This window comes from Serratia sp. TMDUHS_CL, assembly GCF_037137105.1.
Classification (GTDB): domain Bacteria; phylum Pseudomonadota; class Gammaproteobacteria; order Enterobacterales; family Enterobacteriaceae; genus Serratia; species Serratia nevei.
Genome location: NZ_JBBBDV010000020.1, coordinates 21,889 through 44,301 on the forward strand (window position 1 = coordinate 21,889; position 22,413 = coordinate 44,301).

23 protein-coding genes are annotated in these 22,413 nt (G+C 61.2%); 19 read left to right on the forward strand and 4 right to left on the reverse strand.

The genetic code is table 11. The features are described from left to right. Positions 1-6: 6 nt before the first annotated feature. The 8 genes from WCL58_RS24530 to WCL58_RS24565 are packed head-to-tail and all read left to right on the forward strand — an operon-like array spanning position 7 to position 7,143. Complete coding sequence (locus tag WCL58_RS24530) at positions 7-453, forward strand: urease subunit beta (RefSeq protein ID WP_154632711.1); 447 nt, start codon at positions 7-9, stop codon at positions 451-453. A gap of 3 nt (positions 454-456) precedes the next feature. Further along, positions 457-2,172, forward strand: coding sequence for an urease subunit alpha (locus WCL58_RS24535; protein ID WP_336851723.1), 1,716 nt, complete (start codon positions 457-459; stop codon positions 2,170-2,172). A 12-nt stretch (positions 2,173-2,184) separates the two neighbouring features. After that, complete coding sequence (gene ureE / locus WCL58_RS24540) at positions 2,185-2,781, forward strand: urease accessory protein UreE (protein WP_060440635.1); 597 nt, start codon at positions 2,185-2,187, stop codon at positions 2,779-2,781. Further along, entirely contained in the window at positions 2,778-3,464 is a 687-nt protein-coding gene (locus tag WCL58_RS24545; protein WP_049202285.1) for an urease accessory protein UreF, read from the forward strand. Before ureE ends, WCL58_RS24545 begins: the two co-directional genes overlap by 4 nt. 18 nt (positions 3,465-3,482) lie before the next feature. Next, positions 3,483-4,118 (forward strand): urease accessory protein UreG, encoded by a 636-nt coding sequence (ureG, locus tag WCL58_RS24550; protein WP_019454316.1) that lies wholly within the window; start codon positions 3,483-3,485, stop codon positions 4,116-4,118. Next, positions 4,115-5,062 carry an urease accessory protein UreD gene (locus tag WCL58_RS24555; protein ID WP_049202286.1) on the forward strand — a complete coding sequence of 316 codons (948 nt, stop codon included), beginning with the start codon at positions 4,115-4,117 and terminating at the stop codon, positions 5,060-5,062. The genes ureG and WCL58_RS24555 overlap by 4 nt, the downstream gene beginning before the upstream one ends. Positions 5,063-5,081: 19 nt before the next feature. Next, a complete protein-coding gene (yut, locus tag WCL58_RS24560) occupies positions 5,082-6,059 on the forward strand; it encodes an urea transporter (protein WP_100397109.1) in 978 nt (325 codons plus the stop codon). Between the two features lie 40 nt (positions 6,060-6,099). Continuing rightward, on the forward strand, positions 6,100-7,143 hold the full coding sequence (locus WCL58_RS24565; RefSeq protein WP_049271941.1) for a HoxN/HupN/NixA family nickel/cobalt transporter: 1,044 nt from the start codon (positions 6,100-6,102) through the stop codon (positions 7,141-7,143). A gap of 73 nt (positions 7,144-7,216) precedes the next feature. On the opposite strand, the gene WCL58_RS24570 is transcribed toward WCL58_RS24565, so the two are convergent. Both WCL58_RS24570 and fadE read right to left on the reverse strand, forming a co-directional pair. Beyond that, positions 7,217-7,369: a Hok/Gef family protein gene (locus WCL58_RS24570; protein ID WP_197794041.1), complete on the reverse strand. Its 153-nt coding sequence runs from the start codon at positions 7,367-7,369 to the stop codon at positions 7,217-7,219. Positions 7,370-7,667: 298 nt separating this feature from the next. Beyond that, on the reverse strand, positions 7,668-10,124 hold the full coding sequence (gene fadE / locus WCL58_RS24575) for an acyl-CoA dehydrogenase FadE (RefSeq protein ID WP_038871338.1): 2,457 nt from the start codon (positions 10,122-10,124) through the stop codon (positions 7,668-7,670). A gap of 246 nt (positions 10,125-10,370) precedes the next feature. Here fadE and lpcA point away from each other — a divergent pair, with 246 nt between their 5' ends. Both lpcA and WCL58_RS24585 read left to right on the forward strand, forming a co-directional pair. Then, entirely contained in the window at positions 10,371-10,952 is a 582-nt protein-coding gene (gene lpcA / locus WCL58_RS24580) for a D-sedoheptulose 7-phosphate isomerase (RefSeq protein ID WP_004930220.1), read from the forward strand. Between the two features lie 97 nt (positions 10,953-11,049). Next, positions 11,050-11,853, forward strand: a complete 804-nt coding sequence (locus WCL58_RS24585; RefSeq protein WP_004930222.1) for a class II glutamine amidotransferase — start codon at positions 11,050-11,052, stop codon at positions 11,851-11,853. Here WCL58_RS24585 and dpaA read toward each other — a convergent pair. Beyond that, a complete protein-coding gene (dpaA, locus tag WCL58_RS24590) occupies positions 11,788-12,555 on the reverse strand; it encodes a peptidoglycan meso-diaminopimelic acid protein amidase (protein ID WP_336851724.1) in 768 nt (255 codons plus the stop codon). The genes WCL58_RS24585 and dpaA overlap by 66 nt on opposite strands. A 553-nt stretch (positions 12,556-13,108) precedes the next feature. Between dpaA and WCL58_RS24595 the strand changes: the two genes are divergently transcribed. The 8 genes from WCL58_RS24595 to nqrM are packed head-to-tail and all read left to right on the forward strand — an operon-like array spanning position 13,109 to position 20,218. Continuing rightward, entirely contained in the window at positions 13,109-14,458 is a 1,350-nt protein-coding gene (locus tag WCL58_RS24595; RefSeq protein WP_336851725.1) for a Na(+)-translocating NADH-quinone reductase subunit A, read from the forward strand. A gap of 3 nt (positions 14,459-14,461) precedes the next feature. Further along, positions 14,462-15,703 carry an NADH:ubiquinone reductase (Na(+)-transporting) subunit B gene (locus WCL58_RS24600; RefSeq protein WP_033649926.1) on the forward strand — a complete coding sequence of 414 codons (1,242 nt, stop codon included), beginning with the start codon at positions 14,462-14,464 and terminating at the stop codon, positions 15,701-15,703. Next, positions 15,693-16,487 carry a Na(+)-translocating NADH-quinone reductase subunit C gene (locus tag WCL58_RS24605; protein WP_015376731.1) on the forward strand — a complete coding sequence of 265 codons (795 nt, stop codon included), beginning with the start codon at positions 15,693-15,695 and terminating at the stop codon, positions 16,485-16,487. The genes WCL58_RS24600 and WCL58_RS24605 overlap by 11 nt, the downstream gene beginning before the upstream one ends. Further along, complete coding sequence (locus WCL58_RS24610) at positions 16,480-17,109, forward strand: NADH:ubiquinone reductase (Na(+)-transporting) subunit D (protein WP_004930232.1); 630 nt, start codon at positions 16,480-16,482, stop codon at positions 17,107-17,109. Before WCL58_RS24605 ends, WCL58_RS24610 begins: the two co-directional genes overlap by 8 nt. A 6-nt stretch (positions 17,110-17,115) precedes the next feature. Next, positions 17,116-17,712: an NADH:ubiquinone reductase (Na(+)-transporting) subunit E gene (gene nqrE / locus WCL58_RS24615; protein ID WP_015376732.1), complete on the forward strand. Its 597-nt coding sequence runs from the start codon at positions 17,116-17,118 to the stop codon at positions 17,710-17,712. Between the two features lie 15 nt (positions 17,713-17,727). Continuing rightward, entirely contained in the window at positions 17,728-18,951 is a 1,224-nt protein-coding gene (nqrF, locus tag WCL58_RS24620; RefSeq protein ID WP_336851726.1) for an NADH:ubiquinone reductase (Na(+)-transporting) subunit F, read from the forward strand. Next, positions 18,952-19,983: an FAD:protein FMN transferase gene (locus WCL58_RS24625; protein WP_174137556.1), complete on the forward strand. Its 1,032-nt coding sequence runs from the start codon at positions 18,952-18,954 to the stop codon at positions 19,981-19,983. 7 nt (positions 19,984-19,990) lie between these two features. Further along, complete coding sequence (gene nqrM, locus WCL58_RS24630) at positions 19,991-20,218, forward strand: (Na+)-NQR maturation NqrM (protein WP_004930244.1); 228 nt, start codon at positions 19,991-19,993, stop codon at positions 20,216-20,218. A 32-nt stretch (positions 20,219-20,250) separates the two neighbouring features. Here nqrM and WCL58_RS24635 read toward each other — a convergent pair whose 3' ends face one another. Continuing rightward, the gene (locus WCL58_RS24635) at positions 20,251-21,144 is read right to left on the reverse strand and encodes a glycerophosphodiester phosphodiesterase family protein (RefSeq protein WP_197658110.1); all 894 of its coding nucleotides are present in this window, start codon (positions 21,142-21,144) and stop codon (positions 20,251-20,253) included. A 183-nt stretch (positions 21,145-21,327) separates the two neighbouring features. Here WCL58_RS24635 and dinB point away from each other — a divergent pair, with 183 nt between their 5' ends. Beyond that, entirely contained in the window at positions 21,328-22,389 is a 1,062-nt protein-coding gene (gene dinB / locus WCL58_RS24640) for a DNA polymerase IV (RefSeq protein ID WP_060423844.1), read from the forward strand. The last annotated feature ends 24 nt before the right edge of the window (positions 22,390-22,413 follow it).

Consider the following 22,413-nt stretch of genomic DNA (forward strand, 5'->3'; position numbering starts at 1 on the left):
ATTTCGATGAAAAAGCATGACCCAGAAAAGCACGTGCCGCCCGGCGGCTATATCCTGTCCGAAACCCCCATTACCTTCAATGAAGATCGCGAAAGCCTTATTTTAACGGTGCGTAACACCGGCGACAGACCTATTCAGGTCGGTTCGCATTTTCATTTCTTTGAGGCCAACAAAGTCTTGCAATTCGATCGCGCTGCCGCCTTTGGCAAGCGTTTGAATATCACTGCCACGACGGCGATCCGTTTTGAACCCGGTGACGAGATTGAGGTGGCGCTTATTGCCATCGGCGGCAAACAAACGGTCTACGGATTTAATAATCTAGTGGACGGTTGGGCGGGGGACAGCCCGGTTGCGGCCGGTGAAAGAGTAAAGAAAACGATAGATGTAAAGCGAGCTATTGAGCTGGGTTATAAAAACCTCGATCAGGCGCCGACGAAAACGAGCGAGGAATAACGCATGCCAACCCTCTCTAGGCAAGAATATGCCGGGCTGTTCGGCCCAACCACCGGCGATAAAATTCGTTTGGGCGATACGCAACTGTTTATTGAAATAGAGAAAGACCTGCGCGGCTACGGCGAGGAATCGGTCTACGGCGGCGGCAAGTCGCTGCGTGACGGCATGGGCGCCGACAACCGATTAACCAGCGATAACGTGCTGGATCTGGTGATTACCAACGTAACGATTTTGGACGCCCGGCAAGGGGTGATCAAGGCGGACGTCGGCATCAAAAACGGCCTGATCGCCGGCATCGGCAAAAGCGGCAACCCGGCGATGATGAACGGCGTCACGCCCGGGATGGTGGTGGGCGTCAGCACCGACGCTATCTCGGGCGAGCACCTGATCCTGACCGCCGCCGGCATCGATACGCATATCCACTTCATTTCGCCGCAGCAGGCGGCGCATGCGCTTTCCAACGGCGTGACGACGTTCTTCGGCGGTGGCGTCGGGCCGACCGACGGCTCCAACGGCACCACCGTGACCGCCGGGCCCTGGCATATCCACCGCATGCTGCGCGCCTTCGAGACTATGCCGGTCAACGTGGGGATGCTCGGCAAGGGGCACGCTTCGCACGCTGCGCCGCTGGTCGAACAAATCGCCGCCGGCGTGGCGGGGCTGAAAGTGCATGAGGACTGGGGCGCCACCAACTCCGCGCTGCGCCACGCGTTGCGCGTGGCCGACGACATGGATATTCAGGTGGCGGTGCACACCGACAGCCTGAATGAAGGCGGCTACGTCGAGGACACCATCGACGCCTTTGAAGGGCGCACCATCCACACCTTCCACACCGAAGGCGCCGGCGGCGGGCACTCGCCGGATATCATCAAGGTTGCCGCGCAGATGAACGTGTTGCCGAGCTCCACCAACCCCACGCTGCCGTTCGGCATCAACAGCCAGGCCGAATTGTTCGACATGATCATGGTGTGCCACAACCTCAATCCCAATGTGCCGGCCGACGTGGCGTTCTCTGAAAGCCGGGGGCGGCCGGAAACCATCGCGGCGGAAAACGTGCTGCACGACATGGGCGTGCTGTCGATGTTTTCCAGCGATTCCCAGGCGATGGGGCGGGTCGGCGAAAACTGGTTGCGGGTGATGCAGACGGCACATGCGATGAAAGTCGCGCGCGGCAAGCTGCCGGAAGACGCGGCGGAGCACGACAACTTCCGCGTGTTGCGCTACGTGGCGAAGATCACCATCAATCCGGCGATTGCGCAGGGCATCAGCCACGTGCTGGGTTCGGTCGAGGTCGGCAAGATGGCCGATCTGGTGCTGTGGGAGCCGCGCTTCTTCGGCGCCAAGCCGAAGCTGGTGATCAAGGGGGGGATGATCAACTGGGCGGTGATGGGCGATCCCAACGCGTCGTTGCCGACGCCGCAGCCCACGTTCTACCGCCCGATGTTCGGCGCCATGGGCAAATCGCTGCAGGAAACCTGCGTCACCTTCGTCTCCGGCGCCGCGTTGCACGACGGCATCAAAGAGAAACTGGGGCTGGAGCGGCAGGTGATGGCAGTGCATAACTGCCGGGCGATCTCCAAGCAGGACATGGTGCGCAATGCGGAAACGCCGAACATCGAGGTGGATCCCGAAACCTTCGCGGTCAAGGTCAACGGCGAACACGCCACGGTGAAGCCCATCTCCACCGCCGTGCTTAATCAACGCTACTTCTTCAGCTAGGAACCGCCGCCCATGATCGTGATTGAAAAGATACTCGGCAATATCAAACGGGATGCCGACTGGCGCGAACGCTTGCAACACGCCTCGCTGGACGTGCTGGCGCTTTCGCAGTGGGAGGCGCAGAAAAGCCGCTGCCGCAAGACGACTCGCGACGGCCAGGATCTTGGCATCTCCCTCGATCGTCATCAGGTGCTGGCCGACGGCGACGTGTTGCTTTGGGACGAAGCGAACCGCAGCGCGGTGGTGGTGCAGATGAACCTGCGCGACGTGATGGTCATCCATCTTGAGTCGTTGCTGGCGACCGATATGGCGACGGTGCTGAAGACTGCGTTCGAACTGGGGCATGCGCTGGGCAATCAGCACTGGAAATCGGTCATCAAAGGGAATCGCATCTTTATTCCGCTGACGGTGGCGACCAAGGTGATGGATTCGGTGATGAAAACCCACGGTTTCCACGCGTTGCCTTATTCGTTCGTGAAGGGCGAAACCATTTTGCCGCATTTGACCCAGCCCGAAGCGCGCTTGCTGTTCGGTGGCGCGGAGGATTCCGCCACCCATGTGCATGTCGACAGCCCCTTCCTCGGCCAGCATGTGATCAAACTGAAATGAACGCCGTCCAGTTGATTCGCATTCTGCAGTTTGCCGACTCGGTGCTGCCGGTGGGGGCGTTCGCCTTTTCCAACGGCGTCGAGTCGGCGATCCAGGCCGGCATCGTGCGCGATGCCGACACGCTGCAGTCGTTCACCCGCACCGCCTTGCAACAGGCGGCGGGCGGCGACGGCCGAGCGGTGACGGCGGCCTGCCGGGCGCTGCAGGCCGGCGATCGCGAGGCGGCGATGGGCCACGACTGGGCACTGTTCAACCGCAAGCTGAACGAAGAGGGCCGCAACATGGTGGTGCGGATGGGAAAAAAGCTGGCGGAAATGGCGGCGGCCATCTGCGACGAACCTCAGGTGGTCTGGTGGCTTGAGCAGATCAAAACCGGCCGCGCCGCCGGCACCTATCCGGTGACGCAGGCGGTGGTGATGACGGCGCTGGGCGCCGGCCCGCGCGAGGTGGCGGTGATGCATCAGTACGGCGTGGCGATGACCATTCTCAGCGCCGCCATGCGCCTGATGCGCGTCACCCATATCGACACCCAACGCATCCTGTTTCAACTCAACCGGGACATCGACGTTTTTTGTGACGAAGCCGAACGCGGCGGCGTTGAACAAATGGCCTCTTACGCGCCGGTGACCGATGTCCTGGCCGCACTGCACGTCGGCGCATTTACCCGACTGTTCAGCAACTGATAATAAGGAACGAGCAGAGTGAAAAAAATTACCCGCATCGGTATCGGCGGCCCGGTAGGCTCGGGCAAGACCGCGATCATTGAAGTCATCACGCCGCGCTTGATCGAGCGGGGCATCAGCCCGCTGATCATCACCAACGACATCGTCACCACCGAAGACGCCAAACAGGTCAAGCGCACGCTCAAGGGGATCCTGGACGAGGAGAAAATTCTGGGCGTGGAAACCGGCGCTTGCCCGCATACCGCCGTGCGGGAGGATCCGAGCATGAATATCGCGGCGGTAGAGGAGATGGAGGCCCGCTTTCCGGAAAGCGACGTGGTGATGATCGAGAGCGGCGGCGATAATCTGACGCTGACCTTCAGCCCGGCGCTGGCGGACTTTTACATCTATGTCATCGACGTCGCCGAAGGGGAAAAGATCCCGCGTAAAAACGGGCCGGGCCTGGTGCAGGCCGACATCCTGGTGATCAACAAAATCGATCTGGCCCCCTATGTCGGCGCCAGCCTGGCGGTGATGGAACACGACACCCGCGTGGTGCGCGGCGAGCGGCCTTATATTCTCACCAACTGCAAAACCGGCGAAGGCATCGACGAGCTGGTGGACATGATCATGCGTGATTTCCTGTTCACCCATGCGCCGTCGGCGGCGGTATGACTGCGGTCAGCGAAGCCGCGAGGCGCGTCGCGCAGCTTGGCGCCGATGCGCCGGAGCTGGCCGATTATCAGGATGAGCCGCCGCAAATGGCCAGCGGCGGCGTGGGCAAAACCGGCTATCTGCGGCTGGGGTTTGCGCTAAGCGGGCATCGCAGCGTGCTGCGGCAGATGGAGCGGCGCGTACCGTTTCTGGTGCAGCGGGCGCTGTATTGGGATGAAGCGCTGCCGCAGATGCCGTGCGTGTTCGTCATCTCCACCTCGGGGTGCATCTTGCAGGGCGATCGCCTGACGCTCGAGGTGCAGGTCGCTCCCCAGGCCTGCGGGCATGTCACCACCCAGTCGGCGACCAAGATCCACGCCATGGAAAATAATTACGCGGCGCAGATGCAGACGCTGACGCTCGAAGAGGGCAGCTATCTGGAGATGATGCCCGATCCGGTGATCCCCCACTGCGGTTCGCGCTTCATTACCGATACCCGCATTACGCTACACCCGACGGCGACGCTGCTCTACGGCGAGATCCTGATGTCGGGGCGCAAACACCATCAGGCGGATCGCGGGTTCAGATTCGACGTGTACTCCTCGCGCATCAGCGCCTGCCGCCCCGAGGGCAAGACGCTGTTTGTCGAACGCTATGTGCTGGAGCCGCATAAACACCCGCTGAACGGGGTCGGCGTGATGGGGCCGTTCGACGTGTTCGGCAATGTGATCCTGCTGACGCCGCCCGAGCACCATCAGCGGATCCTCGATCGCATCGCGCCCCATTATGACGAGGTTGAGGGGATCGCCAGCGGCGTCAGCCGGTTGCCCAACGAGTGCGGGCTGATCTTTAAGGCCCTGGGCAAAGAGGCGCGCCAGGTGAAGGCGGCCATTCGCGTTTTCTGGCGCGTCGCCCGGGAAGAGATCCTGGGCGTGACGCTGCCGGAGCCCTTTATCTGGCGCTAATCTGCAGCGGGAAGCGGTCATGACGACAAGGTGGAGTTGGGGCGGTCTGTGTGCCCACAGCCGGATAGCGGCGGCGGCGGATGCGGTGCTGCGCGGCTGTTCGCAGGTGATGTTTCAAAATAACCCGTTGACCGGATTGCTGTTTTTTATCGCCATTTTTGTGGGCGCCTATGAGGAAGGGTTGCCGCAGGTGGCCTTCGGCTGTCTGCTGGGCACCGCGTCGGCGACGCTGAGCGCGGCGTGGCTGGTGGACGATCGCACGGCGTTGCGCTCTGGGCTGTATGGCTACAACGGCTGCCTGGTCGGTGCCGCGCTGCCGACCTTTTTACTGCCCTCGGCCTGGCTGTGGATCGGCGTGATGTTCAGCAGCACGATCTCGGTGATCGTCACCGTTGGCCTCAATCGGCTGTTGCGCACCTGGAAGATCGCGGCGCTGACGGCGCCTTTCGTGCTGACCACCTGGACGGTGCTGTTGGCCAGCTACCCGTTCAGCCATCTGCGGCATGTACGGTTGCCGGCGGCGGCCATCCCGGCCGACGGGGCGGTGTTCTACGCGCATCCCGGCGTCGCAGAGATGCTGAGCGGCGCGCTGCACGGCGTTTCTCAGGTCTTTTTGTGCAGCAGCGTGAGCGGTGGCGTACTGCTGTTGCTCGGGCTGGCGGTGTCGTCGCCGCGCGCGATGCTGCTGGGTTTTTTCGGCGCGTTGCTGGCGGTGGCCACATCGCTGGCGATCGGCGCCGATCCGCAGGCGGTTTTCGCCGGGCTATACGCCTTCAGCGCAGTGCTGACGGCGGTGGCGCTGGGATCCGTCTTCAACCCGCCCGGCCGGCGAGTGCTGATCTATACGCTGCTCGGCGTGATTTTTACGGTGCTGGTGCAGGGCGCGTTCAATACCCTGCTGGCCCCGCTGGGCATGCCGTCGTTGACCATGCCGTTCGTGATCGCGTCCTGGCTGTTTTTGAGCGCCAATCCGGCGGTGATCGCGGCGCGGCGCTAATCCATTGATTTGAACATAACGATAAAACAGGAGTGTGGGTATGGCGGTAGTTTCCGAAGGATTGCATGGCGCGGCCCGGCGACGGGCGGTATCCCTGTTGTTGGGGCTGGTGGCGGTCAACGTCATCGTCTGGCTGCTGGCGCTGGCGGTGTTCAAAGACAATGCCGCGCTGATGGGCACCGCCTTGCTGGCCTACAGTTTTGGTCTGCGCCATGCGGTGGATGCCGATCACATCGCCGCGATCGACAACGTGACCCGCAAGCTGATGCAGCAGGGCAAAACGCCGGTGGCGGTCGGTACCTTCTTCTCGCTCGGCCACTCGACCATCGTGGTGCTGGCCTCGGCCGCGATTGCCGCGACGGCGATGATGTTCAGCCGTCAGATGGGCTGGTTTCACGAAACCGGCGGCCTGATCGGCACGCTGGTGTCCTCGTTGTTTTTGCTGACGGTGGCCTTTATCAATCTGCTGGTGCTGATCTCCGTGTGGCGAGCGTTCCGGCAGGTGAAGGCGGGCGAACTGCCTGCGCATCAATCGCTGGATCTGCTGATGAGCGGCGGCGGTGTGCTGGCGCGCTGTTTCCGCCCGCTGTTCAGGCTGGTGAACCAGAGCTGGCACATGTACCTGGTGGGTTTCTTGTTTGGCCTGGGCTTCGACACCGCCACCGAGGTCGGGCTGCTGGGGATTTCGGCCGCCGGTGCGGGCCATGGCATGAATCTGTGGAGCATCATGCTGTTCCCGGCGCTGTTCGCCGCCGGGATGGCGCTGATCGACTCCATCGACAACTTCGTGATGATTGGCGCTTACGGTTGGGCGTTCTCCAAACCGATCCGCAAGCTGTACTACAACATGACCATCACGGCGGCGTCGGTGATCATCGCGGTGTTTATCGGCGGCATCGAAGCGCTCGGGCTTATCGCCGACAAGCTGGCGCTGTCCGGCCCGCTGTGGGACGCCGTCGCACGGCTCAACGATCATCTGGGGGAGATGGGCTATTGGGTGATCGCCGTGTTCATCTTCTGCTGGTTGGTGTCGGTGGTGAATTACCGCCTGCGCGGCTACGACAAACTGACGGTCAGCGGTTGAAAAGACGGGTGCTCGTGGATCCTGCCTGACACCATCGGCCAACGGGCGGGGCGAACCCCGCCGTTGGGTTGCCTTACCGTTCGGATTCGTAAGCCAAAGTGGCCGCAACCTCCGAGCCTCCCAGCCTGATGCGCAGTTCGCACAGCGAACCGCGGGTTAGCCAGATGAACGCGATCAGCGTCATACAGACGATCACCCGTTTAAGTACGACCCGTTTTTGCTGCATTTTTGACCTCCCTATCCTTGCCTTGCGGCGGGTAAGAGGCTAACCTGATGTTGCTAGGCATCAGAGTGGCCTCGGGTTGATAATATCGACTCGGGGCCTTTCTCTTTCTCTCCTTTGCCAAGGCTCCGGACAGAAAGATCCAGAGCACCCGCCGCGCAGTCTACTCGAACTTCCTTCCCGTGAAATCCGCCGTTGCGCCAACCTGCGGCGCGGTGCGCAGTTCGTGATGCAAGAGATGCAAGAAAAGAAAAAGGGGCGATGATGATCGCCCCTTGGATGCGTGAAGCTTGAATTGGCGTTAAGCCGCTTCGGTCTGCTGTTGGCGCTTAGACTGCGCCGCCGGCTTTTCCGGCTTGGCGGCCGCCAGCGCATCCGGCGCAAAGTCGTCCACGTTGATGGAGCGCAGACGGCTCTCTTCGGCTTTCACCAGAATTTTCGCTTCGTCGGCGCTGATCTTGCCTTCTTCCAGCGCGCGTTCCGCCAAACGATCCAGACGGGTGAACGGCAGGTTTTTGCCGACCGCCTTGCACAGACGTTCGTGAATCGGCTCGGCGGCCATCACGTCGGCCAGCGCCGCTTCCAGCAGGCCGATTGGGTTATGTTCGCTCGGCGTCAGGTACTGGCCGCGCCCCAGACGGCTGCGGGTGGCGGAAGGTACCTGCAGGATCTTGGCCAACTGGTGATCCAGACGATCGGACGGTGCGGTATGCACACGGCCGAGCGGGAAGACCACGAAGCGCATCGCGCCGGCGATAAAGCGGTTCGGGAAGTTACGCAGCAGGTCATCCAGCGCCTGTTCGGCTTTATGCAGGCTGTCTTGCACGCCCCAATGCACCAGCGGCAGATCTTCTTTCTGACGGCCTTCGTCGTCAAAGCGTTTCAGCACGGCGGAAGCCAAATACATCTGGCTGAGGATGTCCCCCAGGCGAGCGGAGATGCGCTCGCGGCGCTTCAGGCTACCGCCCAGCACGCCCATGGAAACGTCCGACAGCAACGCCAGGTTGGCGCTCAGGCGGTTCAATTGCTGATAGTAACGACGGGTCGCGTCCTTGGTCGGCGTGGCGCTGGTGCGGCCGTTGGTCAGGCCCAGCCAGAAGCTGCGTACCTTGTTGCTGCCAACGTGGCCCAGATGGCCGAACAGCGATTTATCGAAGGCGTTCAGATCGTTGCTCTGCGCCGCCGCCATTTCATCCAGCACATAAGGATGGCAGCGGATCGCGCCTTGACCGAAGATCATCATGGTGCGGGTCAGGATGTTCGCGCCTTCCACCGTGATGGCGATCGGTGCACCCTGATAGGCGCGAGCCAGGAAGTTGGATTCGCCGAGCATGATGCCTTTACCGCCGGCGATGTCCATGGCGTCAACGATCGACTGCTGGCCGCGGTGCGTACAGTGGTATTTGACGATGGCCGACAGCACGGCCGGCTTCTCGCCCTGCACCAGCGCATAGGTGATCAGCGAAGCGGCGGCGTCCATCACATAGGTGTTGCCGGCGATGCGCGCCAACGGCTCTTCGATCCCTTCCATCTTGCCGATGGAGATCTTGAACTGACGGCGAATGTGCGCGTAGGCACCGGTCGCCAGGGCGATGGATTTCAGGCTGCCGGTAGAGTTGGACGGCAGGGTGATGCCGCGACCGACCGACAGACACTCAACCAGCATGCGCCAGCCCTGGCCGGCCATTTTCGGGCCGCCGATGATGTAATCGATCGGGACGAACACGTCGGTGCCGCGGGTCGGGCCGTTTTGGAACGGCACGTTCAGCGGGAAGTGGCGGTTGCCGATTTCCACGCCCGGCGTGCTGGTCGGGATCAGCGCACAGGTGATGCCCGGGGATTCGTTGTCGCTCAGCAGGCGGTTCGGGTCATGCAATTTGAACGCCAGGCCCAGTACGGTGGCGACCGGCGCCAGCGTGATGTAGCGCTTGTTCCAGGTCAGGCGCATGCCCAGCACCTGTTTGCCCTGCCAGTCGCCCATGCACACGGTGCCGACGTCCGGAATGGCACCGGCATCGGAGCCCGCTTCCGGGCTGGTCAGCGCGAAGCAAGGGATCTCGTCGCCGCGCGCCAGGCCCGGCAGATAGTGGTTTTTCTGTTCTTCGGTGCCGTAGTGCTGCAGCAGTTCGCCCGGGCCGAGGGAGTTCGGCACGCCGACGGTGATCGCCAGGATGCCGGAAACGCCGGCCAGTTTTTGCAGCACCATCGCCTGAGCATAAGGAGAGAATTCCAGACCGCCGTACTCTTTCTTGATGATCATCGCGAAGAAACGGTGTTCTTTCAGGTACGCCCAGAGTTCAGGCGGCAGATCGGCCAGTTCATGGGTGATCTGGAAGTCGTTGGCCATGCGGCAGGCTTCTTCCACCGGGCCGTCGATAAACGCCTGCTCTTCTTCCGTCAGGCGCGGTTTCGGGTAGCTGTGCAGCTTGTTCCAGTCCGGCGCGCCGCGGAACAGATCGCCTTCCCACCAGGTGGTGCCGGCGTCGATCGCCTCCTTCTCGGTGGTGGACATCGGCGGCATCACCTTGCGGAAGGCGCGCAACGCCGGTGCGGAGAGCAGGGAACGGCGCAGGGAGGAAAGGTTCAGCGGCAGCAGCACGATCGCCAGCGGCAGCAACAGCCAGAAGCTCCACAGGCCAATCGCGCCCATGGCGGCGGTGTACGCCACCAGGATCAGGCTGCTGAGGGTAAGGTTCACTCGGTGGTAGAACACCACGCCGAGGAGAGCCAGTAAAACGACAATACTAAGAACCATCATAAGAAGCTCCGAAGTAGTAAGAGGTCTGACCTGTTGTGTGTATGTAATAGGTTTTAGTACAAGGCAGAATTTTTATCAATGCGTTTACAGTTTAATTACAACTCAGGTCACAAACTGACAGCACCAATCATCAAAAACCTCTCCGCTTCCTTAACCGGCGCGCTGTTTGGCTGAGAATGCTTCTCGCTGTTTCCGCGATCCGGTACACTGCGGAGCGGAAGATTTGACGATAACAAGAGGTTCCTCATGTACCACGACCTTATTCGCAGTGAACTGAACGAAGCGGCTGATACCCTGGCGAAATTTATCAATGACGACGCCAACATCGACGCCATCCAACGTGCGGCGGTGCTGCTGGCGGATTCCTTCAAAGCCGGCGGTAAAGTGATTTCCTGCGGCAACGGCGGTTCCCATTGCGACGCGATGCACTTCGCCGAAGAGCTGACCGGCCGCTACCGTGAAAACCGCCCGGGCTACCCGGCGATTGCCATCTCGGACGTGAGCCACCTGTCCTGCGTCAGCAACGACTTCGGCTATGAGTACGTCTTCTCTCGCTATGTGGAAGCGGTAGGCCGCGAAGGCGACGTGCTGCTGGGCATTTCCACCTCCGGCAACTCCGGCAACATCATCAAGGCCATCGACGCGGCGCGCGCCAAGGGGATGAAAGTGATCACCCTGACCGGCAAGGACGGCGGCAAGATGGCGGGTTCCGCCGATGTGGAAATTCGCGTGCCGCACTTCGGCTACGCCGACCGCATTCAGGAAATCCACATCAAAGCGATTCACATCTTGATTCAGCTGATCGAAAAAGAGATGGTTAAGGCTTGATAGCCTGCGGGGAGCTGCGGCTCCCCATGAATAAGACTGCGGGCGCCGCATGGTGCGCCCGCACAGCCTGTGTCAGTGTGGTTAAGGAGTGCTGGCGATGTGTGAACTGCTCGGGATGAGCGCAAACGTACCGACCGATATCTGCTTCAGCTTTACCGGCCTGGTACAGCGCGGCGGCCGCACCGGGCCGCATAAGGATGGCTGGGGCATTACCTTCTATGAAGGGAACGGCTGCCGCACATTCAAGGATCCGCAGCCGAGCTTCAACTCACCGATCGCCCGCCTGGTGCAGGACTACCCGATCAAGTCCTGTGCGGTGGTGTCCCATATTCGCCAGGCTAACCGCGGCGAAGTGGCGCTGGAAAACACCCACCCGTTCACCCGCGAACTGTGGGGCCGCAACTGGACCTACGCGCACAACGGCCAATTGAAAGGCTACCGTCAGCTGGATACCGGCACGTTTCGCCCGGTCGGCCAGACCGACAGCGAATACGCGTTCTGCTGGCTGCTGCATCAGCTGGCGCTGAAATACCCGCGCACCCCGAGCCAGTGGCCGGCGGTTTTCCGCTACATCGGCCTGTTGGCGAGCCAGCTGCGCAAGAAAGGGGTATTCAACATGCTGTTGTCGGACGGGCGCTTCGTGATGGCCTATTGCTCCACCAACCTGTATTGGATCACGCGCCGCGCGCCGTTTGGCAAGGCGACGCTGCTCGATCAGGATGTGGAAATCGATTTTCAGCAGCAGACCACACCGAACGATGTGGTCACGGTGATCGCCACCCAACCGCTGACCGCCAACGAAACCTGGCACAAGATTGAGCCAGGCGAGTTCGCGTTATTTCACTTCGGTGAGCGGCTTGTTCTGAGCGAAGGGGTTGGTGTTGGGCGTCGGGCTGGCTGACGCGTACTGCGTCATCTGGCCGCTGCTCATCAACGGTTGACCCAGCACGTACTGGCCATTGACCACGCCCATTGTCGGCGGCTGGTGGTTCTTCGCGAAGTAATCGTAGCCCGGCTTCAGCTGGCGCCAGAAGGCGATATAGCTGGATGACGCATGGCGCTTGAGGTTTTGCTCGGTCATGCGGAACGGGTAGATGCTGATGTCGACGCGGCTTTGGCCATAGGCGAAGGCGGCTTCGACGTAGCGATAGATTTCATCCATATAGGTGTTGGTCATCGCGTAACAGCCGATCGATTTACATTCACCGTGGATCATCAGATAAGCACCGGAATAGCCCTGCGATTTATCGTAATCATTAGGGAAACCGATATTGATCGCCCGGTAATACTTGCTGTCGGGTTTCAGATGGCGCGCGTCAACGCTATAAAAGCCTTCCGGACTTTTAAAGTCGCCTTCACGACGTTTAGGACCCAGCCCACCGGAGAAATTACAGATCGGGAACGTGTTGACCAGGCGGAATTCATTGCCCATTCTGGCATACAATTCCAGCTTGCGTTCCTCTTTGAAGATCTGAATATAGACCGGCGAACCCAATAATTGCTGTTTAACTACCGGCGTTTCCGGTACCTGCTCGCTGGCGCTGCAGGCCGTGATCATCGGCATAGAAACAAGCATCGCAAACAACAGCGCGATTTTGCTCATTATTATTCCTGCTTATATTTATCTGCCGGCGCAATGACGTTGGTCGGCATGCCACTGATTATTGTTTTTACTGCTGCAAAACACCGCCAGATTACCAGCGCGTTTATTTTTAGCAATACGTGATATGTATAAAAAAACGACAAAGCTCGATAAAAGTGAAATGACCGGCAGATTTTAACGATAAGTAGTGAAAAACAGGCGAAATTTAATTGCGTTTGCTTGACCCAAGTCACGACGGAACGCAGAACAATGTTGCGAACAATGTTAATATTCCCTCTTCAATTTAACGCGCTGTGGCGATTGAAGCGGCAGGGGTTATGGCATATAACCCGGCCGTTTTGATGGTTATTTGGCTACAGGCCGTTAACACATCGACTGTCGAGCAAACAACGGAAAGGGGGAATCAAGGGAATGCGCGTTACCCCGATTTTTCACTGCGAGAAAGTTCATGTTGGGCGTGCCGCCATGCGCACTACCCGGCAATCCTGGCATCGTCAGCACCCGCCTCTGGGGCCGGGCAGACGTGTAAACCAAACTACATCGTATAAATCCTATGATTAAGATCAGAAAAGGGTTAGATCTGCCGATAGCCGGGGCTCCGGTTCAGGCGATCCAAGACGGCCCGAACATTCAGCATGTCGCCCTGCTTGGGGAAGAGTATGTCGGAATGCGTCCCTCCATGCTGGTGCAGGAAGGCGATACCGTTAAGAAAGGCCAGGCGTTGTTCGAAGATAAGAAAAACCCCGGGGTTTTCTTCACGGCTCCCGCCAGCGGCCGCATCGCCGCGATTAACCGCGGCGAACGGCGCGTATTGCAATCGGTGGTGATTGCGCTGGAAAACGGCGGTGACGATCAGCTCGAGTTTGCGCATTACCCGCTGGGTGAGCTGGCCCAGCTGCCGCGCGAACAGGTCGAGAGTGAACTGATCGCCAGCGGCCTGTGGACCGCGCTGCGCACCCGTCCGTTCAGCAAAACGCCGAGCCCCGGCAGCGAAGCGCGCGCCATTTTCGTCACCGCGATGGATACCCAGCCGTTGGCCGCCGATCCGCAGGTGATCATCGCCGAACAGCAGGCGGCGTTCAACGCCGGGCTGCTGGTGTTGGCGCGCCTGACGACGGGCAAGGTACACGTATGCCACGCCGCCGGTGCCTCCGTTGGCCAGCAGAGCAGCCCGCAGATCGCCTACAGCGAATTTGCCGGCCCGCACCCCGCCGGGCTGGTGGGTACGCACATTCACTTCCTGGAACCGGTCAGCCTGAAGAAAACCGTTTGGCACATCGGCTACCAGGACGTCATCGCCATCGGCACGCTGTTCACCACCGGTAAGCTCGATACCCGCCGGGTTGTGGCGCTGGCCGGGCCGCAGGTGGCGCAGCCGGCGCTGCTGCGCACCCGCCTGGGGGCCAGCCTCGAGGAGCTGAACGCCGGCCGCCTGAAAGACGGCGAGAACCGGGTGATCTCCGGTTCGGTGCTGAACGGCATGCACGCCGCCGGCCCGAACGCCTGGCTTGGCCGTTTCCACTCGCAGGTGTCGGTGCTGGAAGAAGGGCGCGACAAAGAGCTGTTCGGTTGGATCGTGCCTTCGCCGAACAAGTTCTCCATTACCCGCACCACGCTGGGCCACTTCCTGAAGAACAAACTGTTCGCCTTCTCGACTACCACTAACGGCGGCGAGCGCGCCATGGTGCCGATCGGCAACTACGAGCGGGTGATGCCGCTGGATATTCTGCCGACGCTGCTGCTGCGCGATCTGCTGGCGGGCGACAGCGACAGCGCGCAGGCGCTGGGCTGCCTGGAGCTGGACGAGGAAGATCTGGCGCTGTGCACCTTCGTTTGCCCCGGCAAGTATGAGTACGCGCCGGTGCTGCGCGAGGTGCTGACCAAGATTGAGCAGGAAGGATAACCGATGGGCCTGAAGAATTATTTTGAGAAGATAGAGCATCACTTCACGCCGGGCGGCAAACTGGAAAAGTGGTACCCGCTGTATGAAGCGACCACCACGGTGTTTTATACCCCCGGCACGGTGACGCGCGGCGCTTCGCACGTGCGCGACGCCATCGATTTGAAACGCATGATGATCCTGGTGTGGCTGGCGGTATTCCCGGCGATGTTCTGGGGCATGTACAACGTCGGCCAGCAGGCAATCCCGGCGCTGCACCATCTGTACAGCGGCGACGAGCTGCAACAGGTGCTGGCGGGCGACTGGCATTATCGCCTGGCGCAGTGGCTCGGCGCCTCGCTGGCGGCCGACGCCGGCTGGGTCAGCAAAATGGTGCTGGGCGCCTGTTACTTCCTGCCGATCTACGCCGTGGTGTTTGTCGTCGGCGGCTTCTGGGAAGTGCTGTTCGCCATTATCCGCAAGCATGAGGTCAACGAAGGCTTCTTCGTCACCTCTATCCTGTTCGCGCTGATCGTGCCGCCGACCCTGCCGCTGTGGCAGGCCGCGCTGGGCATCACCTTCGGCGTGGTGGTGGCCAAAGAGATCTTCGGCGGCACCGGGCGCAACTTCCTCAACCCGGCGTTGGCCGGCCGCGCCTTCCTGTTCTTCGCCTATCCGGCGCAGATCTCCGGCGATCTGGTGTGGACCTCTGCGGACGGTTTCTCCGGCGCGACGCCGCTGGCGCAGTGGAGCGCAGGCGGGGCGCACAGCTTGAGCAACGTGGCCACCGGCCAGTCCATCAGCTGGATGGACGCCTTCCTCGGCAACATTCCCGGCTCCATCGGTGAAGTCTCCACGCTGATGATCCTGATCGGCGGGGCGATTATCCTGTTCGGCCGCGTGGCCTCCTGGCGCATCGTCGCCGGCGTAATGCTCGGCATGGTGGCTTCCGCCCTGTTGTTCAACGCCATCGGTTCCGATACCAACCCGATGTTCGCCATGCCGTGGTACTGGCATCTGGTGCTGGGCGGTTTCGCCTTCGGCATGATCTTTATGGCGACCGACCCGGTTTCCGCCTCCTTCACCAACAAGGGGAAATGGTGGTACGGCATTCTGATCGGCGTGATGTGCGTGCTGATCCGGGTGGTCAACCCCGCCTATCCGGAAGGCATGATGCTGGCGATCCTGTTCGCCAACCTGTTCGCACCGCTGTTCGATTATCTGGTGGTGCAGGCCAACATCAAGCGGAGAAAAGCCCGTGGCGAATGAAGCGAAAAACGACGGCATCGGTAAAACGCTGCTGGTAGTGCTGCTGCTGTGTCTGGTGTGTTCAGTGGTGGTGGCGGGCTCCGCCGTCGGCCTGAAGTCCAAACAGCAGGAGCAAAAGCTGCTCGATAAGCAGCGCAATATTCTCGACGTAGCCGGCCTGTTGCAGCCGAAAATGGAGAGCGAGCAGGTCAAGCGCCTGTACAGCGAACGCATCGAGCCGCGCCTGGTGGATCTGAACAGCGGCGAGTTTGTCGCCGGCAAGGCGGCGGCGTTCGATCTGGGCGCCGCGCTGCGCGACGACGCCAAAAGCGTGGCGCTGGCGGCGGGCGACGATCCGGCCGGCATCAAGCGCCGCAGCAATCAGGCGGAAATCTACCTGGTGCGCGATGAAAGCGGCCAGGTGAACAAGATTGTGCTGCCGGTATACGGCACCGGCCTGTGGTCGATGATGTACGCCTTCGTGGCGCTGGATAACGACGGCAACACGGTCAAGGGCATCACTTACTACGACCAGGGGGAAACCCCGGGGCTGGGTGGCGAGGTCGAGAACCCGTCCTGGCGCCAGCAGTGGGTCGGCAAACAGCTGTTCGACGACAACGGCCAGCCGGCGATCCGCGTGGTGAAAGGCGGCGCGCGTCAGGGGGATGTGCACGGGGTGGACGGCCTGTCCGGCGCCACGCTGACCTCCAACGGCGTGCAGCATACGTTTGATTTCTGGTTGGGCGAGCACGGCTTCGGCCCGTTCCTGAAAAAAGTTCGTGAAGGAGCGCTGAAAAATGGCTGATTCCAAAGAGATAAAGCGGGTCCTGCTGGGGCCGCTGTTCGACAATAACCCGATCGCCCTGCAGGTGCTGGGCGTCTGTTCTGCGTTGGCGGTGACCACCAAGCTGGAGACGGCGGTGGTGATGACCATTGCGGTGACGCTGGTCACGGCGTTCTCCAGCTTCTTCATCTCGCTGATCCGTCACCATATTCCCAACAGCGTGCGCATCATCGTGCAGATGGCGATCATCGCCTCGCTGGTGATCGTGGTCGATCAGCTGTTGCGCGCCTACGCGTTCGAGATCTCCAAGCAGCTGTCGGTGTTCGTCGGCCTTATCATCACCAACTGTATCGTGATGGGGCGCGCCGAGGCTTACGCCATGAAGTCGCCGCCGATCGAGAGCTTTATGGACGGCATCGGCAACGGGCTGGGCTACGGGGTGATCCTGGTGCTGGTCGGTTTCCTGCGCGAGCTGATTGGCTCCGGCAAGCTGTTCGGCGTCCCGGTGCTGGAAACGGTGCAGAACGGCGGCTGGTATCAGCCGAACGGCCTGTTCCTGCTGGCGCCGAGCGCGTTCTTCATCATCGGCCTGCTGATCTGGGTGCTGCGCACCCTGAAGCCGGCGCAGATCGAAAAGGAGTAAAGGCCGATGGAACACTATATCAGCCTGTTTGTGCGCGCGGTGTTCGTCGAGAACATGGCGCTGGCGTTCTTCCTCGGGATGTGTACCTTCCTGGCGGTGTCGAAGAAGGTCTCGACCGCCTTTGGCCTGGGCATCGCGGTGACCATCGTGCTCGGCATTTCGGTGCCGGTGAACAACCTGGTCTACAACCTGATCCTGCGCGACGGCGCGCTGGTGGAAGGCGTCGATCTGAGCTTCCTCAACTTCATCACCTTCATCGGCGTGATCGCGGCGCTGGTGCAGATTTTGGAGATGATCCTCGATCGCTTCTTCCCGTCGCTGTATAACGCGCTCGGCATCTTCCTGCCGCTCATCACCGTGAACTGCGCCATCTTCGGCGGCGTGTCCTTCATGGTGCAGCGCGACTACAACTTCGCCGAATCGGTGGTGTACGGCATCGGCTCCGGCACCGGCTGGATGCTGGCGATCGTCGCCATGGCGGGGATCCGCGAAAAACTCAAGTATGCCAACGTGCCGGCGGGACTGCGCGGCCTGGGCATTACCTTTATCACCACCGGACTGATGGCGCTGGGCTTCATGTCCTTCTCCGGTGTTCAGTTGTAAAGGCGGGAAGAATTTATGGAAATTATTTTAGGCGTAGCAATGTTCACCACCATCGTGATGGTGCTGGTATTGCTGATCCTGTTCGCCAAATCGAAGCTGGTGAACACCGGCGACATCGCGGTGGAGATCAACGGCGATCTGGATAAGAGCTTCCATGCGCCGGCGGGCGACAAGCTGCTCAACGTGCTCTCCAGCCAGGGAATTTTCGTCTCCTCGGCTTGCGGCGGCGGCGGTTCCTGCGGCCAGTGCCGGGTGGTGATCAAAGAGGGCGGCGGTGATATCCTGCCGACCGAGCTCTCGCACATCAACAAGCGCGAAGCAAAAGAGGGTTGCCGCCTGGCGTGCCAGGTGAACGTGAAGCAGAACCTGAAGATCGAGCTGCCGGAAGAGATCTTCGGCGTGAAGAAATGGGAGTGCGAGGTTATCTCCAACGATAACAAAGCCACCTTTATCAAAGAGCTGAAGCTGAAGATCCCCGATGGCGAAGACGTGCCGTTCCGCGCGGGCGGTTTCATCCAGATCGAAGCCCCGGAGCACGACATCAGCTACGCCGACTTCGACGTGCCGCAGGAGTATCGCGGCGACTGGGACAAGTTCAACCTGTTCCGCTACCGCTCGACGGTGAACGACACCACGGTGCGCGCCTACTCGATGGCCAACTACCCGGAAGAGAAGGGCATCATCATGCTCAACGTGCGTATCGCCACGCCGCCGCCAAACAACCCGGACGTGCCGCCGGGCATCATGTCTTCCTATATCTGGTCGTTGAAGGCGGGTGACAAGGTGACGATCTCCGGGCCGTTCGGCGAGTTCTTCGCCAAGGAAACCGACGCCGAAATGATCTTCATCGGCGGTGGCGCGGGCATGGCGCCGATGCGTTCGCACATCTTCGATCAGCTCAAGCGCCTGAACTCGAAGCGCAAGATCACCTTCTGGTACGGCGCGCGTTCGCTGCGCGAGATGTTCTATGAAGACGACTTCAACCAGCTGCAGGCGGAGAACGACAACTTCACCTGGCACGTAGCGCTGTCGGATCCGCAGCCGGAAGATAACTGGACCGGCTACACCGGCTTTATCCATAATGTCCTGCTGGAGAACTACTTGAGGAATCACCCGGCGCCGGAGGACTGCGAGTTTTACATGTGCGGGCCGCCGATGATGAACGCTGCGGTGATCAAGATGCTGAAAGATCTGGGCGTCGAAGACGAAAACATCATGCTGGATGACTTTGGTGGCTAAATGCGCGCATTGGCGATGAAGAACTGGCTGACGGGCGTGGCGCTGAGCGCCACCCTGCTGCTGACCGGCTGCGGGCCGGAACAGGTGGACCTGACGGGTAAAACCATGGGCACCTCGTATTCGATCCGTTATGTGACCGGCGACGATACGCCGTCGGCGCGCGAGATGCAGGCGGAGATCGATAAACGGCTGGAGCAGGTGAACGACCAGATGTCCACCTACCGGCCGGACTCCGAGCTGAGCCGCTTCAACGCCAGCCGCGACATTGACCGGCCATTCCCGGTTTCGCCGGCGACCGCCGAGGTGGTGCGCGAAGCGCTGCGCATCAACCGCGTGACCGATGGCGCGCTGGACGTGACCGTCGGGCCGCTGGTCAACCTGTGGGGCTTCGGCCCGGAAGGGCGGCCGGATAAAGTGCCGAGCGAGGCGGAGCTGGCGCATCGCCGCGCCTGGACCGGCGCCGACAAACTGTCGGTGCAGGGCAGCGCGCTGGTGAAAAGCATCCCCGAGCTGTATGTCGACCTGTCGTCGATCGCCAAAGGATACGGCGTGGACGTGGTGGCGGAATATCTGCAATCGCAACACGTGCAAAATTACATGGTGGATATCGGCGGTGAGGTGCGCACGCGCGGGCGCAACGGCGAGCAAAAGCCGTGGCGCATCGCCATCGAGCGCCCGACCGCCGGTGCGCAGCAGCAGGCGCAGTTGGTGATCCAGCCAGGGGAGATGTCGATCGCCACCTCGGGTGACTATCGCAACTACTTCGAGCAGGACGGGGTGCGCTATTCGCACACCATCGATCCTATCACCGGCCGGCCGATCAACCACCGCCTGGTGTCGATCACCGTACTGAGCCCGACCTGTATGACCGCTGACGGTCTGTCCACCGGCCTGAACGTGATGGGGCCGGAGCGCGGCCTGGCGCTGGCCAATCTGCTCGGTATCCCGGTGTTCATGATCGTGAAAACCGCCGACGGGTTTGAGGAGCGTTATTCGGACGCGTTCAAACCCTACCTGAAAAAGAGTTCGTGAGGTTGCTATGCTGACGGTATTCGCCGCCACCTTCGTGTTGTTCCTGCTGATCGTCGGCGGGATGTCGCTGGGCTACGTGTTCAAACGCAAAAGCCTGCAGGGCAGCTGCGGCGGCATCACCGCATTGGGGATGGAGAAAGTCTGCGACTGCCCGGAACCTTGCGATGCGCGCAAAAAGCGCGAAGCCAAAGCGGCGCAGCGGCGCGAGCAGCTGGACAAGCACCGCATTCTGTAGCTGTAGCGAAAACCCGGCCAAGGCCGGGTTTTTTATTTCGCCTTGCGGAAGCTTTTCGCCTCGGCCGGTGAGTTGACCATCACGCCGTCGGCGCCCAGCGCCAGCGCCTGCTGATACTCCTGCGGCGAGTTGACGCCGAACAGGATGATATGCGCCGGGCCCTGAGAGCGGAAGCAGTCCATCGACTCTTTATCCCAGGTCAGAAACGCCTTCGAACGCCCTTCGCCGAGGGTATATTTCTCCACCACTTCCACCTCGCGTTTCAGCTCCAGCCCGTACCAGCGCGGCTGGCGGTTGTCCGGTTTGACGTCGCACTGGTGCGCCATGGTGATATTGGCCAGCAGCGTGCGGGTTTCGTCGCGGTTTTCGAAGCGCGGGATGGCCGGCGGCAGCGCCTGCAGGTATTTGGCGTCGGTGGAGTAGACGCGGATGCGGTTCAGGCTGTCGGTGCTCTCCAGCGTCGCCAGCAGCGCCTGGCCAAACTGCGCCGGATCGGCGTCCGGGGATTTGATGTCCAGATAGAAGGTGACGTGCGGAAACGCTTTAAGCACGTCGTCCAGCCGCGGAATGCCGATGCCCTGGCCGCGGAACGGGTGCGTATCCCCCCTGGCGAAGGCCCAGCCGGCGTCGGTCTCGGCCAGCTGCGCGGCGGTATAGGCAGAGACCGGGCCCTGCCGGTTGGTCAACGCTTTCAGATCCGAAGGGCGATACAGCACGATGACGCCGTCTTTGGATTCTTGCAGGGTGATCCAGATGGCGTCGGCGCCGTTTTTCAGCGCGGTTTCGATGGCGATGCGGGTGTTCTCCGGCGCATCGGCGGTGCCGCCGCGGTGGGCGACGATCGCCGGCGCGTGACCGGCAGCGCTGGCCGCCAGCGCGCTCAGCGACAGCGCGGAAGCCAGCAGCAAATAAGAAAATCTGATCATGTAGGGTACCTTGTCGTTATCGTTGTGGTGAGCCACACGGGATGGCGGAAATCATACTATTGAAAAATTAAGCTTTTTTAACAACGCGGAAATATCTGGCGGAAACGGTGCTTTCGTTGAACCCTGCGGCCTTGAGCTTTCGGTATCTGACTGTATACTTATACAGTGTTACTGGAGGGTGCGATGCGTAAAATCATTCATGTCGATATGGACTGCTTCTTCGCGGCGGTGGAAATGCGCGACGATCCCAGCCTGCGCGATATCCCGCTGGCGATTGGCGGCAGCGCCGATCGCCGCGGGGTGATCAGCACCGCCAACTACCCGGCGCGGCGCTACGGCGTACACAGCGCCATGTCCACGGCAATGGCGCTCAAGCTGTGCCCGCACCTCACCCTGTTGCCGGGGCGCATGGCGGCCTACAAAGAGGCCTCGCTGCATATCCGCGAAATCTTCGCCCGCTATACTCCGCTGATCGAGCCGCTGTCGCTCGATGAAGCCTACCTCGACGTGACCGACAGCCCGCAATGCAATGGCTCGGCAACGCTGATCGCCCAGGAGATCCGCCAGGCGATCGCCGACGAACTGAACCTCACCGCCTCGGCCGGCGTTGCGCCGATCAAGTTTCTCGCCAAAATCGCCTCCGAGATAAACAAGCCGAACGGGCAATACGTGATCACGCCGGCGCAGGTGCCGGCGTTTTTGCAGCAGCTGCCGCTCAGCAAGATCCCCGGCGTCGGCAAGGTGACCGCCAAGCGGCTGGAAGAGGTGGGGCTTATCACCTGCGCCGACGTGCAGCAATACGATTTGGCGCAGCTGCTCAAGCGCTTCGGCAAATTCGGCCGGGTGCTGTGGGAGCGGTGCCAGGGCATCGATCGGCGCGAAATCTCGGCGGAGCGGCTGCGCAAATCGGTGGGGGTGGAGCGCACGCTGGCGGAAGACATTCACGACTGGGAAGACTGCGAAACGCTGATTATCGACAAACTCTATCCCGAGCTGGAGATGCGACTGCGCAAGGTGAAGCCGGATCTGCACATCGCCCGGCAGGGCGTGAAGCTGAAGTTTCAGGATTTTCAGCAAACCACCCAGGAGCACGTGTTCCCGGTGCTGAACCGGCAGGATTTGCTGGAGGTGGCGCGGCAGGCGTGGCGCGAGCGGCGCGAAGGGCGCGGCGTGCGGCTGGTGGGGCTGCATGTGACGCTGCTCGATCCGCAGCTGGAGCGGCAGCTGGCACTGCCTTGGGAATAAAAAAGCCGGCGGTCGCCGGCTTTT

Excerpts from the sequence above, each read along its gene's own strand:
- WCL58_RS24530 (WP_154632711.1), top strand. The coding sequence starts at position 7 with ATGAAAAAGCATGACCCAGAAAAGCACGTGCCGCCCGGCGGCTATATC.
- WCL58_RS24535 (WP_336851723.1), top strand. The coding sequence starts at position 457 with ATGCCAACCCTCTCTAGGCAAGAATATGCCGGGCTGTTCGGCCCAACC.
- ureE (WP_060440635.1), top strand. The coding sequence starts at position 2,185 with ATGATCGTGATTGAAAAGATACTCGGCAATATCAAACGGGATGCCGAC.
- WCL58_RS24545 (WP_049202285.1), top strand. The coding sequence starts at position 2,778 with ATGAACGCCGTCCAGTTGATTCGCATTCTGCAGTTTGCCGACTCGGTG.
- WCL58_RS24555 (WP_049202286.1), top strand. The coding sequence starts at position 4,115 with ATGACTGCGGTCAGCGAAGCCGCGAGGCGCGTCGCGCAGCTTGGCGCC.
- yut (WP_100397109.1), top strand. The coding sequence starts at position 5,082 with ATGACGACAAGGTGGAGTTGGGGCGGTCTGTGTGCCCACAGCCGGATA.
- WCL58_RS24565 (WP_049271941.1), top strand. The coding sequence starts at position 6,100 with ATGGCGGTAGTTTCCGAAGGATTGCATGGCGCGGCCCGGCGACGGGCG.
- WCL58_RS24570 (WP_197794041.1), bottom strand. The coding sequence starts at position 7,369 with ATGCAGCAAAAACGGGTCGTACTTAAACGGGTGATCGTCTGTATGACG.
- fadE (WP_038871338.1), bottom strand. The coding sequence starts at position 10,124 with ATGATGGTTCTTAGTATTGTCGTTTTACTGGCTCTCCTCGGCGTGGTG.
- lpcA (WP_004930220.1), top strand. The coding sequence starts at position 10,371 with ATGTACCACGACCTTATTCGCAGTGAACTGAACGAAGCGGCTGATACC.
- WCL58_RS24585 (WP_004930222.1), top strand. The coding sequence starts at position 11,050 with ATGTGTGAACTGCTCGGGATGAGCGCAAACGTACCGACCGATATCTGC.
- dpaA (WP_336851724.1), bottom strand. The coding sequence starts at position 12,555 with ATGAGCAAAATCGCGCTGTTGTTTGCGATGCTTGTTTCTATGCCGATG.
- WCL58_RS24595 (WP_336851725.1), top strand. The coding sequence starts at position 13,109 with ATGATTAAGATCAGAAAAGGGTTAGATCTGCCGATAGCCGGGGCTCCG.
- WCL58_RS24600 (WP_033649926.1), top strand. The coding sequence starts at position 14,462 with ATGGGCCTGAAGAATTATTTTGAGAAGATAGAGCATCACTTCACGCCG.
- WCL58_RS24610 (WP_004930232.1), top strand. The coding sequence starts at position 16,480 with ATGGCTGATTCCAAAGAGATAAAGCGGGTCCTGCTGGGGCCGCTGTTC.
- nqrE (WP_015376732.1), top strand. The coding sequence starts at position 17,116 with ATGGAACACTATATCAGCCTGTTTGTGCGCGCGGTGTTCGTCGAGAAC.
- nqrF (WP_336851726.1), top strand. The coding sequence starts at position 17,728 with ATGGAAATTATTTTAGGCGTAGCAATGTTCACCACCATCGTGATGGTG.
- WCL58_RS24625 (WP_174137556.1), top strand. The coding sequence starts at position 18,952 with ATGCGCGCATTGGCGATGAAGAACTGGCTGACGGGCGTGGCGCTGAGC.
- nqrM (WP_004930244.1), top strand. The coding sequence starts at position 19,991 with ATGCTGACGGTATTCGCCGCCACCTTCGTGTTGTTCCTGCTGATCGTC.
- WCL58_RS24635 (WP_197658110.1), bottom strand. The coding sequence starts at position 21,144 with ATGATCAGATTTTCTTATTTGCTGCTGGCTTCCGCGCTGTCGCTGAGC.
- dinB (WP_060423844.1), top strand. The coding sequence starts at position 21,328 with ATGCGTAAAATCATTCATGTCGATATGGACTGCTTCTTCGCGGCGGTG.